We start from the raw sequence: 14,826 nt of genomic DNA, 5'->3' as shown, positions 1-14,826 counted from the left end.
GCGGGAAGGGTGCAACAACATGACAAACACGAACGCCTCTGCCGCAAAGCCGCTGCTCGGCTGCATCGCCGACGATTTCACGGGCGCGACCGATCTCGCGAACATGCTGGTGCGCGGCGGGATGCGCACCGTGCAGACGATCGGCGTGCCCAGCGCCGACACGCGCATCGAAGCCGACGCACTCGTGGTCGCGCTGAAGTCGCGCACGATCGCTGCTGCCGACGCCGTGGCGCAGTCGCTTGCCGCCCTCGAATGGCTGCGCGCGCAAGGTTGCCGCCAGTTCTTCTTCAAGTACTGCTCGACCTTCGATTCGACTGATCAAGGCAACATCGGGCCCGTGGCCGACGCGCTGCTCGACGCGCTGTCGACCATCGAAGGCGACGTGCCGTTCACCATCGCCTGTCCCGCGTTTCCGGAAAACGGCCGCACGATCTATCGCGGGCATCTGTTCGTTGGTGACGTGCTGCTGAACGAGTCGGGCATGGAGCATCATCCGCTTACGCCGATGACGGACGCGAACCTCGTGCGCGTGCTGCAACGTCAGACGCGCTCGAAAGTCGGTCTCGTGAGATACGACGCCGTGGCGCGAGGCGCGCAAGCCGTGCGCGCCTCGATCGGCGCGCTGCGGGCCGACGGCGTGCGCATGGCAAACGCCGATGCCGTCTCGGATGCCGATCTCTACACGCTCGGCGAGGCGTGCGCGGACCTGCCGCTGATCACGGGCGGTTAGGGCGTCGCGCTCGGGTTGCCCGCGAATTTCCGCCGCGCCGGTTTGCTCGCCGATGCCGCCGATGCAGGCGAATTGCCGCGTATCGACGGCGCGTCGGCGGTGCTGGCGGGCAGTGCGTCGAAGGCGACGAATGCCCAGGTGGCCGCATGGCGCGAAACGCGTCCCGCGTTCCGCATCGACCCGCTTGCGGCGGCGCGCGGCGAGCCCGTCGTCGAGCAAGCGTTGGCCTTCGCGCGCGAGCACATGCACGCGGCACAGCAACCCGTGCTGATCTACGCGACGGCATCGCCCGACGAGGTGAAGGCGACACAGCGCGAACTCGGTGTGGCGCAAGCCGGCGAACTGGTCGAGCGCACGCTCGCGTCGATTGCGCGCGGGCTGCGCGATTTCGGCGTACGCAAGTTCGTTGTCGCGGGCGGCGAGACCTCGGGCGCGGTGGTGCAGGCGCTGGGCGTCGACATGCTGCGCATCGGCAAGCAGATCGATCCAGGCGTGCCCGCCACCGCCACGATCGCGGCCGAACCGCTTGCGCTCGCGCTCAAGTCCGGCAACTTCGGCGCAGTCGACTTCTTCGCGAAGGCGCTGCATATGCTCGACGGAGGTGCGAAATGACGGCGGCCATTCACACGAGCAGCGAAGCGAAAGTCCGCGAAGAAATCTGCGTGACGGGCGCGAGCCTCTACGAGCGCGGCTACACCGTCGGCAGCGCGGGCAACATCAGCGCGGGGCTCGACGACGGCTGGCTCATCACGCCGACGGATGCCTGCCTGGGTCGGCTCGATCCCGCGGAGATCGCGAAGGTCGACCTCGACGGCAATGCGGTTTCGGGCGGCAAGCCGTCGAAAACGCTGGCGCTGCATCGCGGCGTCTACGAGCGTAACCGTGAAGCGCGCGGCATCGTGCACACGCATTCGACACACCTTGTCGCGCTGACGCTCGCGGGCGTCTGGAGCGACGCCGACGTGTTGCCGCCCATCACGCCGTACTACGTCATGAAGGTCGGGCACGTTCCGCTGATCCGCTACCGGCGTCCTGGCGATCCGCAAGTCGCGCAACAGATCGCCTCGCTCGCCGATGGCGTGCGCGGCGTGCTGCTCGAGCGGCTCGGGCCGGTCGTGTGGGAGCGTTCCGTTTCGCAGGCTTCGTACGTGATCGAAGAACTGGAAGAGACGGCGCGTTTGTGGCTGATGACGAACCCGCGCCCCGCGCCGCTCGACGACACCGCGCTCGAAGAGTTGCGCACGGTGTTCGGCGCGCGCTGGTAACGCTTACCGTATTCAAGGAGTCGCTTCGATGCCACGCTTCGCCGCCAATCTTTCGATGATGTACAACGAACACGCGTTTCTCGACCGCTTCGCTGCTGCCGCGCGCGACGGTTTCGAGGCTGTGGAGTTTCTGTTCCCTTATGAGTTTCCGGCCGCCGACATCAAGCAGCGTCTTGACGACAACGGCCTCACTCAAGCGCTGTTCAATGCGCCGCCGGGTGACTGGGCGGCGGGCGAGCGCGGGACCGCGTCGCTGCCGGGCCGCGAGGACGAGTTTCGCCGCAGTATCGAGACCGCACTCGAATACGCGCGTGTACTCGGCAACGACAAGCTGCACGTGATGGCCGGGTTGATCAAACCGGAGCAATCGCGCGCCGCGCATCGCGAGGTGTATCTGAAGAACCTTGCCTATGCGGCGCAGGCCGCCCAGGCGGACGGCATTACCGTCGTCATCGAGCCGATCAACACACGCGATATTCCCGGCTTCTTTCTGAACCGGCAAGACGACGCGCAGGCGATCTGCGCGGAAGTCGGTGCGCCGAACCTGAAAGTGCAGTTCGATCTCTACCACTGCCAGATTGTCGAAGGCGATCTCGCCGTCAAGCTCAAGCGTGACATCAAGGGCATCGGGCATATCCAGATTGCGGGCGTGCCCGAGCGGCACGAGCCGGATCTTGGCGAAGTGAACTACCCGTATCTGTTCTCGCTGATCGACGCACTTGGCTACGACGGCTGGGTCGGTTGCGAATATCGGCCGCGCGCCGGCACATCGGAAGGGCTTGGATGGATCAGGCCGTACCTGAAGGCGCGCAGCTGAGCGCACAGACCTGAGCGCATTCGACGGACACACTGGAGGAACCACAGCGACATGAAAGTACTGATCACGGGCGGTGCGGGATTTCTGGGCCAGCGTCTCGCGCGCGAGCTGCTCGCACGCGGCGAACTGAAGGGCGCGGACGGGCAGCGCGAGCCGATCACCGAACTGGTGCTGCTCGACGTCGTCGCGGCGCCGGGACCGGCTGACGAACGCGTGCGTGTGGAAGTTGGCGACATCGCCGAGCGCAGCGTGCTTGAACGCATCATCGACGAGAAGACGGCGGCGATTTTTCATCTCGCGGCGATCGTCAGCGGCCAGGCGGAAGTGGACTTCGATCTCGGCATGCGGATCAATCTCGACGCCTCGAGGCTGCTGCTCGACGTGTGCCGCGAGCGCGGGCATCGGCCGCGCGTCGTGTTCACGAGTTCGGTCGCCGTCTATGGCGGCGATCTGCCCGAGGTCGTCCACGACGACACCGCCTTGAATCCGCAGTCGTCGTACGGCGCGCAAAAGGCCGTCGCCGAGTTGCTGCTCAACGATTTCTCGCGGCGCGGTTTCGTCGATGGCCGCGCGCTGCGTCTGCCGACCATCAGCGTGCGGCCAGGCAAGCCGAATGCAGCGGCGTCCTCGTTTGCCAGCGGCATCATTCGCGAGCCGCTCAACGGTGAGCCGACGGTGTGCCCGGTGAGCGGTTCGACGCGGCTGTGGCTGCTCTCGCCGCGCAAGGCCATCGAATGCCTCATTGCCGGATGCGAGGTCGACGGCGCCGCGCTCGGCAACCGGCGCACGGTGAATCTGCCGGGCGTCTCGGTGACGGTCGACGAGATGATCGTCGCGCTGCGCGACGTGGCGGGCGATGCCGTCGCGGCACGGATCGAATGGAAGGCGGATGAGCGTGTGGAGAAGATCGTCGGCAGCTGGCCCGCGCAGTGGGACATTGCACGCGCGACCCAGCTTGGCCTGCAAGGCGACGCGTCGTTCAAGGATATCGTGCGCGCGTTCGTCGACGATGAACTCGGCGGGAAGATTGCGCAGCATTGATTGCCTGCCCGGCTTCTTGCGCGAGAAACAACACGCGCCGCCATCGCAGACCTGAGTCTTTGCGAGGCGGCGTTCTCGTTTTACCGCAGCTGGAGACCTTCGCGGTGCTGCGGGCCGCGCGGACCGTAGTCGAGTTCGGCGCCCAGATTGCTGCTGCGCGTGATCGGCGCGGGTGCATCGCAGGCGTCCATGATCGATTCGACGAAAACCAGTCTGTCGTTCGGCGCGGCGAGGGCGTTTTGCAGATCCCCGCAGGTCCTGGCCACGAACGACTGCACGGCGGCGCCCGGATGGAGCACTTTCGGCAGCTCCGCGTAGGCCCAGTTCGCGATGTCGTTGTAGGGCTCGGTCTTGCCGAGGTAGCCGCGTTCGATGGTGTAGCCGCCATTGTTGATCAGCAGGATTGCCGGCTTGTGGTCGTGGTGCAGAATGGTCGACAACTCCTGCGCCGTGACCTGGAACGAACCATCGCCGATGAGCAACACGTGGCGGCGTTCGGGCGCCGCAGTCAGCGCGCCGAGCAGGGCGCCGACCGAGTAGCCAATCGATCCCCAGTTGATCGATCCGATGAATGTGCAGCCCGGCGGCAACTTCAGGCCGAGCAGGGAAAACGACGTACCGTTGTCGACATACAGGACGTCGCCGGGTCGCAGATAATCCTGGACAGCCTGCCAGTAGGCGGCTTGCGTCAGCTTCGCGGCAGCCTCGACGTGCATGCGGGCGGCCGGCGCGTCGACCGGGCCTTGCACGCGCGTCGCAACCTGCGGGATGGCATCGATTACGCCCCGTAGCACCTCCTTGAGCGTCACCGCCTGATAGTTGTCTTCGCCGATGTCAATGGCGTGCGCACGCGCGTGGATCGTGCGGGCCGGAAGCGTTGCCGAGAAATCGCCCGTGGTCACTTCGATCGGCCGGTAGCCCACGGCGAGCAGGCAGTCGCTGCTCTCGATCGTCTCCTGTACCCCAGGCTCGCTGCCGTTGCCGGCGTAGATGCCGACATACTGCGGGTGCGATTCGTCGATCACGCCCTTGGCGGCGTTGATCACCGCGACCGGGGCCTGCAGCTTTTCCGCGAGCGCCACGAGTTCGGGGGCGACGCCGAACCGGTCGGCGTCCGTATCCACGAGGATCGCCGGTGCCGTTGCTGCGGAAAACTGTTGGGCGAGCGCGGCGATGCACGTTTGCAACCGTTCCGGATCGCTCGGAACGTGGGCAAGAACGAGCGGCGCGGCCGGCACCTCGATCTCGAGGTAGGCGATGTCGGAAGGCAGCTCCATATAAACCGGGAGCTTTTCCCGCCAGGCGGTGAGGATCAGCCGGTCGATCTCCACGACGGCGTTGCGCGGCGTGATCCTCGCCTGGGCGACCGTCACCGGCGCATAGGCGCGCAGGAAGTGGTCGAAGTTGCCGTCGGCCATGGTGTGATGCATGCCGAGGCCGCGATCGATGGAGCGCAGCGGGATCGAACCGCTGATGCAGATGACGGGGACGTGCTCGGCGTAGGCGCCGGCCACGCCGTTCAGTGCGCTCAACGCGCCGACCCCGTTCGTGACGAGCAGCGCGCCCAGGCCGTTGAGCCGCGCATAACCGTCCGCGGCATAAGAGGAGGTCAACTCGCCCGTGGTGCCGACCCATTCCAGCGCACCGGTATCGTGGAGTTGCTGCAACAGCGCGAGATTGTAGTCGCCAGGGACGCCAAACAAATGACGAATGCCGGCTTCCTCGAGGCGGCGCAACAGGAAGTCGCCAATCGTCATGCGTTGGGTGAGTTTTGCCGTGTTCTGCGTGGCTTCCATGGAGGACTCCTTAGTGGGTCATTGGAGGAATGTACGGTACCGGTGATCCATCGCACTCCGCGGAAACGGTGCCGCGCAAGTCGGTCTGCGGTACAACGGATTCGCAGTCTAGGCACTGGGCAAAAACAGCAGCGTGACCGGGCCATTACAAAAAAATATCAGGGAGAGAACACGCTGCACTTCGTCATTTCTCTGTAATGATTGAGTAACGGCCCTGTTGGAACGCACTGCCTAGACTGCTATCACGCCTGGCTGGCATAGGGGCGCAAAACGAGCACAGAATCAGTGACACGCGCATGAGAGTGCAGGGATCGACGCCATGAAAATTCTCGTCATCGAAGACGAAGCCAAGACCAGCGAGTACATCCAGAACGGCTTGACGGAAGCCGGCTACGTGGTGGACGTGGCCACGAACGGCATCGACGGGCTGCACCTCGCACAGGAGATGGCTTACGACCTGATCCTGCTCGACGTGATGATGCCGGAGATGGACGGCTGGACCGTCATGAAGAAGCTCGGTGCCCGCATCAAGACTCCAGTGTTATTCCTGAGCGCACGCGGCACGCTGGAAGACCGGCTCAAGGGCCTCGATCTCGGCGCCGACGACTATCTCGTCAAGCCTTTCTCGTTTGCCGAGTTGCTGGCGCGTATCCGCATCATACTGCGGCGCGGCCAGCCACAAAAGCAGGAGGAGCAGGTCTTCGAAGTCGGGGATCTGCGGGTCGATGTGCCGAAGCGGCGAGTCGACCGGGGCGGCGCGCGCCTCACGCTCACCAACAAGGAATTCAACCTGTTGGCGTTCTTTCTGGAGCATCAAGGTCAGGTACTATCGCGCGCCCTGATCGCTTCGCGCGTCTGGGACATGAACTTCGACAGCGACAGCAACGTGGTCGATGTGGCGGTGCGCCGGCTGCGGCAGAAGATCGACGACCCGTTCCCGATTCGTCTGATTCATACGATTCACGGCGTGGGATACCGTTTCGAGTACGAAGCATGAAGCGGCTTTCGCTCACCACGCGCCTTGCGGTGTTATACGCGCTCATCGTTTTTACCGCGATGGCGTTGCTCGGCACCTTGCTGTATCGCGGGTTGGAGCGGCAGTTGATCGTGCGCGACGACGCGGCGCTGGTGACGCGTGTGGACCAGCTTCGCACGCTGATGAACGATGTCGACGTGCGCGAGCTGATACGCGACAAGCCCCATCTTTTCGCGAACATGCTCGGCAATACGGAATCGCTGCTGATCGTGGGCTTTCCGGGTGAAGCGCCGCTCATTGCGGTGAATCCCGGTCACAGGGCGGTGCCGGACATGAAGCCGGTGCCGGTCGACATGCCGCTCACACTCGGCGCCGTGCAGCATACGGTTGCGGCCGATGGGACGCCGTTCATCTACGTCGCCGCTGCGGCGCACGACGTAGCCGGGAAACAGGACCTGCAGATCATCTCCGGCCGCTTGCTGACCGAGCGTACGCAATTGCTGCGGGCATATCGGAACCAGATACTGCTATTCGCCTCCGCTGGCGCAACTATCGTCGCGTTGCTCGCGTTCGTCCTCGCGCGCCGCAACATGCAGCCGTTGCGTGTTCTCGCGGCGCAAACCGGGGCGATCGGCGTCAGCACGCTTTCGACGCGCATCGAGCAACGCGCCACGCCGCCCGAACTCGACGCACTGATCGCCGCATTCAACGGCATGCTCGACCGGCTCGAGCGCGGGTTCACCCAGTTGAAACAGGTATCGGCCGACATGGCGCACGACCTGCGCACGCCCATCGGCAATCTGCTCGGGCAGACCGAAGTCGGCTTGAGCCAGACGCGCGACATCGCGTATTACCAACGGCTACTCGGTTCGAATTACGAGGAGCTGCAACGCCTGTCGAAGATGATCGACAACATGCTGTTCCTCGCGCGCACCGAGCAGGCCGATAACGCCATCGAGCGCAAGGACGTGCCGCTCGCGGTGGAATTCGAGCGCATGCAGGAGTACTTCGAAGGCCTCGCGGAGGACCGCAACGTGAGCCTCGAATGGCGCGGCGAAGGCCACGTATGCGCGGATCCGGATCTGCTGCGCCGTGCGCTGGGCAATCTGCTTGCGAATGCCTTGCGGTATGCGGAGCCGGGTACGGCCATCTCGACCGTGGCGCAGCAAGGACCGGAGGCCACGACGCTCCATGTCGAAAACCGCGGACCGACGATCGAGCCGCATCATCTCGAACGGATCTTCGACCGCTTCTATCGGGCCGATCCGTCACGGCACCGCTCGTCGGAGTCCAGCGGGCTAGGGCTTTCGATCGTGCGCAGCATCATGTTGCTGCACGGCGGCACGTGGCAAGCATCCAGCAGCAACGGCGTGACGCGCTTTACGCTCGTGTTCCCGCGGCAGCGCGAGCGGCGCAGCCAGTAGGCGCCCCAGGGGCGGCGGTGCGACAAACCGCGCTATGATGGGCTGCCGTGAATTGGGGAATGCGGGACGCAACTCATCGATGCGCGCGTGGGTTGCCGGTACGAGTGGAATTCAGCATCTATTCCAGTCATGAAGCCCAGTCATGAAGCGTAGAAGAAACGATGAAACAACGTACATGGCCCAGACTCGCTCTCGTTTGTTCATTCGTGGCTTTCATGCCGCTTGCGGGTTGCGTGGCCCGCGGTGCGCCGTCCTGGTCGCTCTTCGGTGCGTACTTTCCGTACTGGCTCGTGAGCGCCATGATCGGCATCGTGGGCGCGCTCGTCGCGCATCGCGTGTTCATCTCGACTGGCTGGATTCGCGTGGTGCCGTACCAGCTTTCCGTCTGCACCGCGATCGGCATCGTCGCCGGGGTGCTCGTCTGGCTGTGGGGAACGGGGCAGCTCTGACATGAAAATGGCCGGCCAGAATCCTCGACATGCATGGAAGGGCCGCGCGATCGCCGTCGTGATCGTGCTGCTCGGCGCCGCGGCGCTTTGGTACGCGTACGACCGCTCGTCGCGCTATCCGTCCACCGACGACGCGTCCATCGACGCTGACGTCGTTCACGTCGCGTCCCCGGTGGGCGGCCGCATCATACGTGTTCCCGTGGAGGAGAACCAGCATGTCGCCAAAGGCGACGTGCTGTTCGAAATCGATCCGGTGCCGTACCGGCTCGCGGTCGCGCAGGCGCAGGCCGAAGTCGAGCTGGCGCGCGCCTCGCTCGCCACGCGCCGCCGCACGCTGATCGGCGAGACGTCGAACGCGACGATCGCGGCCGACCAGACTCGTCGTGCGACGCACAACTACGACCTCGCGACGCGCAGCGTCGAGCGCCTGCGGCCGCTCGAGGCGCAAGGTTATGTGTCCGCGCAGCAACTCGACCAGGCGGTCGTGGCGCAGCGCGACGCGAGCGTCTCGCTCGCGCAGGCGAAGGTGCAGCAGCGTTCCTCTGCGCAGACGATAGGCGACGACACCGACGCGATCGCGGCGCTGCATGCGCGCGAGGCCGCGCTGGCGATCGCGCAGCGCGGCCTCGACGATACGGTCGTACGCGCGCCGTTCGACGGCTACGTGACGGGACTGACGATCCTCGCGGGCGAGACCGTCGCGCCGAACCAGTCCATCTTCACGCTGGTTCACTCGGGCGAATGGTTTGCCGTGGCGAACTTCCGCGAGACGGCGCTCGGCGCCATCGAGGTGGGCGATTGCGCCACCGTGTACTCGATGATCGACCGCAGACAGCCGATGAGCGGCAAGGTGATCGGCATCGGCGCGGGCATCATGGACACGGACCGCGTGAACCTGCCGCGCAGCCTGCCTTACGTGCAGCAGTCGGTGAACTGGGTGCGCGTGGCGCAACGCTTCCCGGTTCGCGTGCGCATCGACGCGCCGGTCAACAGACTGGTGCGCATCGGCGCCAGTGCGATCGTCGAGGTCCGGCATGGCCAGTCTTGCCGGTGACATCAGGCGGCCCGGTCCGCGGGAAATCGCCCGGCTGCTCGCGCCGTTTCCGGGGCGCGCCGCGATCGTTACACGCATCGCGCTGATCTGCGCGCTCACGGCGCTCGTGACGGTCGGCTACGGCACGCCCGGTGCCGCGACTGCCGTCTATATCGTGTTCTTCCTGAACCGGCCCGACCGCATGACGAGCGTGGTCATGTCGTTCGCCTTGATGCTGCTCGTGACCGTGATCATCGGGATCGTAATGATCTTCGCGATCCTCACGATCGACCAGCCGCCGCTGCGCGTGGCGAGCATGGCGCTCCTGTCGTTCGGACTGCTATTCGCCACGTCGGCAAGCAAGCTTCGTCCGATCGGCGCGATCCTGGCGATGATCGTCGGCTTCGGGCTCGACGAACTCGGCCTCGCGCCGCTTGGCGAAGCGGCGACGCGTGGCCTGATGTACGCATGGCTGATGGTTGCGATTCCGATCGGCGTGGCGATCGTCGTGAACCTCGTGATCGCACCGTCGCCGCGCCGGCTGGCTACCGCGCAGCTTGCGCGGCGCCTGAGGCTCGCTGCGCACCGCCTCACGGTCACGGCGAGCGACGAGGAGCGCGCCGCGTTCGAAGCGTGCATGCGCGAGGGCGATCACCAGATCCTCACGTGGCTGAAGCTCTCGACGCTCGAAGGCACGTTGACGCCGGCCGACGGCGCGGCGCTGCGCCAGGCGGCGGCGTCCACCACGGCGATCCTGGTCGCGACGGATTTTGCGGCGAGCGAGTCCGGCGCGCGCCTGGCCGACGCGTGTGCGGCACAGCTTGCCGCAACGATGACGCAGATGGCCGCGATGCTGGAGGCGGGCGGCTATCCCGTGGATGTCAAGCTCGATATGCCGCAGCTGCCCGAGGGAGCCGCGCTACCGGCGCTCGTGCTTGCCGACCTGCGCGCTGCGCTGGAGGGCTTCGCGGTGCCGCCTGCGGAAGGCGCCGCCGCGCCTGTTCCGGCTCCCGAAAAAACCGCCGAGCCTCCTGCACGCAGCGGCTTTTTCGACGCCGATGCCTTCTCGAACCCCGATCACGTCCGTTACGCGCTGAAGACTACCGCGGCGGCGATGTTCTGCTACGTGCTGTACCAGCAACTCGACTGGCAGGGCATTCATACGTGCTTCATCACCTGCTATATGGTGTCGCTCAGCACCACGGCCGAAACCGTCGAGAAGCTGACCTTGCGCATTGCGGGCTGTCTCGTCGGCGCGTTGCTCGGCACGGCGGCGATCGTGTTCGTCACGCCGCGTTTGACCTCGGTGGGCGAACTGATGGCGCTGGTGTTCGCGGGCGCCTGGCTGGCCGCGTGGGTGGCGATGGGTTCCGCCCGGATCGCCTACGCGGGCATGCAGATCGCGTTCGCCTTCTTCCTGTGCGTGATCCAGGGCGCGGCGCCCGCGTTCGACCTGACGCTCGCGCGCGACCGCGTGATCGGCATCCTGATCGGCAACGTCGTGATCTATCTGGTCTTCACGCGCGTCTGGCCGGTGAGCATCGCCAGCCGGATCGACGCGACGTTCAAGGCGCTCGTGGCGCAATGGAGCCGCATCGCGCGTGCGGCGGACGCCCGCACGCGCAGCGCGCTCGCGGCAGGCGCGCTCGCCCAGTACGGCGGACTGCGCCAGGATATCGGGCTGATCCATTACGAGCCTTCGTGGGTGCGTCCCGAGCCGGAGTGGGTGGCGAGCCGGCGGCGTGCGCTTGCGGAAATCGAGGCGCTGGAGGCGCCGCTGGTCCTGGCGGCAGGGCGCGCGGGCGCGTCGCGGCTGGGTGAGATCGCCGAGCGCCTCGCTGCCGGCGACGACACGCACGGGCAAGCCGCACAGCATGCCGCCGACATGCAGACGCGAGACATCGGGGCCACGGAGGACCGCACGGCCGACCCCGCACTCGATGCGCTCCAAAGCGTCATCGCCAGGCGGTTCGGACAGATCGCCGAGATCACGCGCCCAGCTTCGGCCACGGAGACGACGACCGATGCGCGCCCTTGAACCGACGCCCCGGCTCATCGTATTGGCCGCCACGCTGGCTGCCGCATTGGCTATATCGGGACTCGAGGGTTGTGCGACGTCGTCGATCGATCTTGCACCTGCGGCGCCGGACCGCCCCTGGCAGCCGCAGACGGACGCCGGCGGCAACATCGTGCCCGGGCCGCCGCGCAGCGCCAGCGAGGCGACGCAGGCGGGCTACACGTTGCCGCGCAGCGCCGCGCTCGCTTCGATCGAACCCGCGGCGGCGCTCGATGCGAACCACGCGTACACGCTGCCCGAGCTGATCGATCTAGCGGAGTCGACGAACCCGCTCACGCGCATCGCCTGGAACGACGCGCGCAATGCGGCGCTCGCGGCGGGCATCGCGAAGACCACCTACTTGCCGCAGCTCACCGCGACCGCCATGGGCGGATACCAGGCGGCGAGCGGCGCCGCATCGACGCCGCTGCTCGGCACCACATCGACCAACTCGAATATTCACGGCACGGTTTCGGTACTCTCGCTGCAATGGCTACTATTCGACTTCGGCGGCCGTCGTGCGCGCGTCGATGCGGCCAAACAGCTTTCCGTGGCGGCGAACGTCGCCTTCACGTCCGTTCACCAGCACGTGATCCACGACGTGAGCATCGCGTACTACGCGTACGCAGCCGCGAGCGCGCGGGAGCATACCGCGCAGCAGGCGCTCGACAACGCGGACGGCATTCTCAGCGCCGCGCGCGCACGGCGAAAGCAGGGCGTGGGCACAGTCGTCGAGGTTGCACAGGCCACGCAGAACCGCGCCCAGGCCAATCTCCTGAAGGTGCAGGCGGACGGCGCGTTGAGTGACAGCTATCTGAGCCTCGTCTCGGCGCTCGGCATCTCGCCGTTGTCGAAACCGCTGATCGCCCCATTGCCGGCGCGTATGCTCACGCCGGCGCTGCACCAGAGCGTCGATGAAATCGTGACCGATGCGATTGCGCGGCGGCCGGACGTGCAGGGCGCCTATGCGCTGGAACAGGCCAACCAGGCGAAGATCCGCGCGGCCGAATCCGCCTTCATGCCGAGGATATTTCTCTCCGCCGCGGCCGCGTACGGCACCGGCACGACGTCGATCACGGCGATTCCCCCGGTCGGCGATCAGGCGGCGACGGTGAACCTGAACGGCAGCCGCCGCAGCGGCAGCATATTCCTCGGCGTGACGATTCCGCTATACGACGGCGGCTTGCGCTCCGCCGTGCTGATGCAGGCGCGCAACGATGCGGACAGTGCGTCCGCGCAGTTGACCCATACGAGGCAAGAAGCCGTCCGGCAGATCGTTGCCGCGCAGAACGGGCTTTCGACGAGCCTCGCGTCGAACGACGCCGCGAAGGCACTGGTCGAGGCCGCGCAGACGACCTACGACGCGGCGTTCACCGCGTACCGGCACGGCGTCGGCACCATCACCGACGCGCTCCTCACGCAGAATCAGCTGCTCGCCGCGCAGAACGCGTATGCCGACAGCTACAGCGCCGCGCTTTCTGCCGCTGCGACGCTTGCGCTGGCAACGGGCGAGATCGGCTCGCCGTCCATGGTAGGCGAGCCGTCTCAGTAGGTAGGGCCACTAAATACGCTGCGCCGGGGTTCAGCTGCCGAAATACGTCATGCAAAAGCTGGCCGGGCCCACACACGTGGTCGGTGCGGGCGTATGTGAACGAGAACCCGCGGCCGAGTTGCCCGCCATCGATACGCCACCCATGTCGCGTTGCACCGAAGCTTGCGCGTATTGTGCCGCTGCGATCTTGGCCTCGGCTGCCTGAATGTCGGCCGGATAGTCGATGTCGTCGCCGCGGCCCGGGCTGTATCCGGCCTGCTCGACACGCACGAGATCCGCACGCACTTCGGCGCGGGTCAGCGGTTGAGTGGACTGCGCGAAGCTATATGCCGGGACGGCGACCGCAGAAGCCGCGACGAGAATGCTGAGAAGAAGCCTGGACATGATCAATACTCCTATATATCCGCAGAGCGGATGAGTCGGGAAGGAAAGCCGCAGCATCGACTGTGCATAGACGCGAAGACAGGCTTAGGACCGAGCGACTTGAAACATGGCTAAGCGGGGCAAGGCGTTACTGCGTGGTTGCAGTGTAGGTAGGCGCTTCGGTCGCCAAGGTTACCCGGTGATTACAAGAAAATAACGAATCATCCGTCCCTTTGATTGGATGGCCCGGCGCGGGCACGTCATTATTTCGTAATGACCGGGTAACCCTCTCGTTCGAGGCAGCTTTTTAGACTGGCCGTGTTGTCAATCGATTCGTTCACACCGCGTCATTCCAAGGAGCTGCCATGTCTTTCCCTTCCTTCCGTTCTGCCGTTGCTCATGCTGCAGCGGCGCTTTGCCTGGTTGCCGGTGCCGCGACGACAGCGCAGGCCGCGCCCATCAAGAACGTCGTCCTCGTGCATGGCGCGTTTGTGGGTGGCGCCGGATGGCGTCCGGTGTACGACATTCTCACGAAGGACGGCTACAACGTGACGCTCGTGCAAGAGCCGCTGACGTCATTCAAGGACGACGTGACGGCGACGAAGCGCGTCATCGATAGCCTGGATGGACCGTGCGTGCTCGTCGGCCATAGCTACGGCGGCGCGATCATCACGGAGGCGGGCAACGACGAACATGTGAAGTCGCTCGTCTACATTGCCGCGCATGCGCTCGATGTCGGCGAGACTGAAGTCTCGAATGGCAAGCGTTATCCGAATGCGACGCCCCATGAGGACATCGTGAAGACAGCCGACGACTATCTGTACCTGAATCCCGCCGACTATCCGCGCGATTTCGCAGCCGATCTTCCGATTGCGCAGGCTGAATTCGAGGCGCATGAGCAAATGCCGACCGCGGCAGGTGTATTCGCGTCGGAAATCCCGGATCCGGCATGGAAGATCAAGCCTACGTTCTACCTGGTTGCGAAGGCGGACAGGATCATCAACCCGGACCTCGAACGCATGTACGCGAAGCGCGCTCATGCACAGACGGTGGAAATCGATGGCGCCAGCCATTCGGTTTATGAGTCGCATCCGAAGGAAGTGGCCGCGTTGATCGAACAGGCGGCTCAACAACAGGGGCAGTGAGTCGGCGTGCGCGCGCCGGACGGCCCGTTAAGGCGGGAGGCGACCATTCCATCTAATGAGCCAGAAGGGGGTGCGGCGGAATTCTTGGACGGGTTTATGTCGTCAGCCCGAGGCTCTCCCGGTATTCAATCGGACTGAGTGCGCCAAGCGAGATCTTGATCCGTTTCTCGTTGTACCAG

General features: G+C 65.4%; 13 protein-coding genes and 1 pseudogene. 11 read left to right on the top strand and 3 right to left on the bottom strand.

The window, feature by feature from the left end:
- The first annotated feature begins 19 nt into the window (after window positions 1-19).
- From otnK to denD, 4 genes and pseudogenes are all read left to right on the top strand, one after another.
- Window positions 20-1,342: pseudogene (gene otnK, locus AB4Y43_RS36645) on the top strand (3-oxo-tetronate kinase).
- Complete coding sequence (locus AB4Y43_RS36640; protein WP_368730015.1) at window positions 1,339-1,995, top strand: aldolase; 657 nt, start codon at window positions 1,339-1,341, stop codon at window positions 1,993-1,995. Before otnK ends, AB4Y43_RS36640 begins: the two are co-directional and overlap by 4 nt.
- Window positions 1,996-2,023: 28 nt before the next feature.
- Complete coding sequence (gene otnI, locus AB4Y43_RS36635; RefSeq protein ID WP_368619936.1) at window positions 2,024-2,812, top strand: 2-oxo-tetronate isomerase; 789 nt, start codon at window positions 2,024-2,026, stop codon at window positions 2,810-2,812.
- Between the two features lie 51 nt (window positions 2,813-2,863).
- Entirely contained in the window at window positions 2,864-3,853 is a 990-nt protein-coding gene (gene denD / locus AB4Y43_RS36630; protein WP_368730014.1) for a D-erythronate dehydrogenase, read from the top strand.
- 80 nt (window positions 3,854-3,933) lie between these two features.
- On the opposite strand, the gene AB4Y43_RS36625 is transcribed toward denD, so the two are convergent.
- Window positions 3,934-5,649 (bottom strand): alpha-keto acid decarboxylase family protein, encoded by a 1,716-nt coding sequence (locus AB4Y43_RS36625; protein ID WP_368730013.1) that lies wholly within the window; start codon window positions 5,647-5,649, stop codon window positions 3,934-3,936.
- A 319-nt stretch (window positions 5,650-5,968) separates the two neighbouring features.
- On the opposite strand from AB4Y43_RS36625, the gene AB4Y43_RS36620 reads away from it, so the two are divergent.
- From AB4Y43_RS36620 to AB4Y43_RS36595, 6 genes are all read left to right on the top strand, one after another.
- The gene (locus AB4Y43_RS36620; protein WP_368605285.1) at window positions 5,969-6,646 is read left to right on the top strand and encodes a heavy metal response regulator transcription factor; all 678 of its coding nucleotides are present in this window, start codon (window positions 5,969-5,971) and stop codon (window positions 6,644-6,646) included.
- Window positions 6,643-8,049, top strand: a complete 1,407-nt coding sequence (locus AB4Y43_RS36615) for a heavy metal sensor histidine kinase (protein ID WP_342947525.1) — start codon at window positions 6,643-6,645, stop codon at window positions 8,047-8,049. The genes AB4Y43_RS36620 and AB4Y43_RS36615 overlap by 4 nt, the downstream gene beginning before the upstream one ends.
- A gap of 161 nt (window positions 8,050-8,210) precedes the next feature.
- Window positions 8,211-8,498 (top strand): hypothetical protein, encoded by a 288-nt coding sequence (locus tag AB4Y43_RS36610; protein WP_069269323.1) that lies wholly within the window; start codon window positions 8,211-8,213, stop codon window positions 8,496-8,498.
- A gap of 1 nt (window position 8,499) precedes the next feature.
- Window positions 8,500-9,552, top strand: a complete 1,053-nt coding sequence (mdtN, locus tag AB4Y43_RS36605) for a multidrug transporter subunit MdtN (RefSeq protein ID WP_342947523.1) — start codon at window positions 8,500-8,502, stop codon at window positions 9,550-9,552.
- The gene (locus tag AB4Y43_RS36600) at window positions 9,533-11,569 is read left to right on the top strand and encodes an FUSC family protein (RefSeq protein ID WP_368730012.1); all 2,037 of its coding nucleotides are present in this window, start codon (window positions 9,533-9,535) and stop codon (window positions 11,567-11,569) included. Before mdtN ends, AB4Y43_RS36600 begins: the two co-directional genes overlap by 20 nt.
- A complete protein-coding gene (locus AB4Y43_RS36595) occupies window positions 11,556-13,139 on the top strand; it encodes a TolC family protein (RefSeq protein WP_368730011.1) in 1,584 nt (527 codons plus the stop codon). Before AB4Y43_RS36600 ends, AB4Y43_RS36595 begins: the two co-directional genes overlap by 14 nt.
- Window positions 13,140-13,169: 30 nt before the next feature.
- Here the strand turns inward: AB4Y43_RS36595 and AB4Y43_RS36590 are convergent, their stop codons facing one another.
- Window positions 13,170-13,523, bottom strand: coding sequence for a DUF4148 domain-containing protein (locus AB4Y43_RS36590; protein WP_368730010.1), 354 nt, complete (start codon window positions 13,521-13,523; stop codon window positions 13,170-13,172).
- Window positions 13,524-13,867: 344 nt separating this feature from the next.
- Between AB4Y43_RS36590 and AB4Y43_RS36585 the strand changes: the two genes are divergently transcribed.
- Entirely contained in the window at window positions 13,868-14,647 is a 780-nt protein-coding gene (locus AB4Y43_RS36585; RefSeq protein ID WP_342947520.1) for an alpha/beta hydrolase, read from the top strand.
- Window positions 14,648-14,741: 94 nt separating this feature from the next.
- Here the strand turns inward: AB4Y43_RS36585 and AB4Y43_RS36580 are convergent.
- Window positions 14,742-14,826, bottom strand: an 85-nt coding sequence (locus AB4Y43_RS36580) for an IS3 family transposase (RefSeq protein WP_368730028.1), incomplete at its 5' end; no start/stop codon positions are given.

Source organism: Paraburkholderia sp. BR10872 (assembly GCF_040965835.1).
In the GTDB taxonomy this organism is placed as follows: Bacteria; Pseudomonadota; Gammaproteobacteria; order Burkholderiales; family Burkholderiaceae; genus Paraburkholderia; species Paraburkholderia nodosa_A.
This window is presented reverse-complemented; position numbering and strand designations above follow the sequence as displayed.

Coding starts and splice junctions, on each gene's coding strand:
- AB4Y43_RS36640 (WP_368730015.1), top strand. CDS start 1,339: ATGACGGCGGCCATTCACACGAGCAGCGAAGCGAAAGTCCGCGAAGAA.
- otnI (WP_368619936.1), top strand. CDS start 2,024: ATGCCACGCTTCGCCGCCAATCTTTCGATGATGTACAACGAACACGCG.
- denD (WP_368730014.1), top strand. CDS start 2,864: ATGAAAGTACTGATCACGGGCGGTGCGGGATTTCTGGGCCAGCGTCTC.
- AB4Y43_RS36625 (WP_368730013.1), bottom strand. CDS start 5,649: ATGGAAGCCACGCAGAACACGGCAAAACTCACCCAACGCATGACGATT.
- AB4Y43_RS36620 (WP_368605285.1), top strand. CDS start 5,969: ATGAAAATTCTCGTCATCGAAGACGAAGCCAAGACCAGCGAGTACATC.
- AB4Y43_RS36615 (WP_342947525.1), top strand. CDS start 6,643: ATGAAGCGGCTTTCGCTCACCACGCGCCTTGCGGTGTTATACGCGCTC.
- AB4Y43_RS36610 (WP_069269323.1), top strand. CDS start 8,211: ATGAAACAACGTACATGGCCCAGACTCGCTCTCGTTTGTTCATTCGTG.
- mdtN (WP_342947523.1), top strand. CDS start 8,500: ATGAAAATGGCCGGCCAGAATCCTCGACATGCATGGAAGGGCCGCGCG.
- AB4Y43_RS36600 (WP_368730012.1), top strand. CDS start 9,533: ATGGCCAGTCTTGCCGGTGACATCAGGCGGCCCGGTCCGCGGGAAATC.
- AB4Y43_RS36595 (WP_368730011.1), top strand. CDS start 11,556: ATGCGCGCCCTTGAACCGACGCCCCGGCTCATCGTATTGGCCGCCACG.
- AB4Y43_RS36590 (WP_368730010.1), bottom strand. CDS start 13,523: ATGTCCAGGCTTCTTCTCAGCATTCTCGTCGCGGCTTCTGCGGTCGCC.
- AB4Y43_RS36585 (WP_342947520.1), top strand. CDS start 13,868: ATGTCTTTCCCTTCCTTCCGTTCTGCCGTTGCTCATGCTGCAGCGGCG.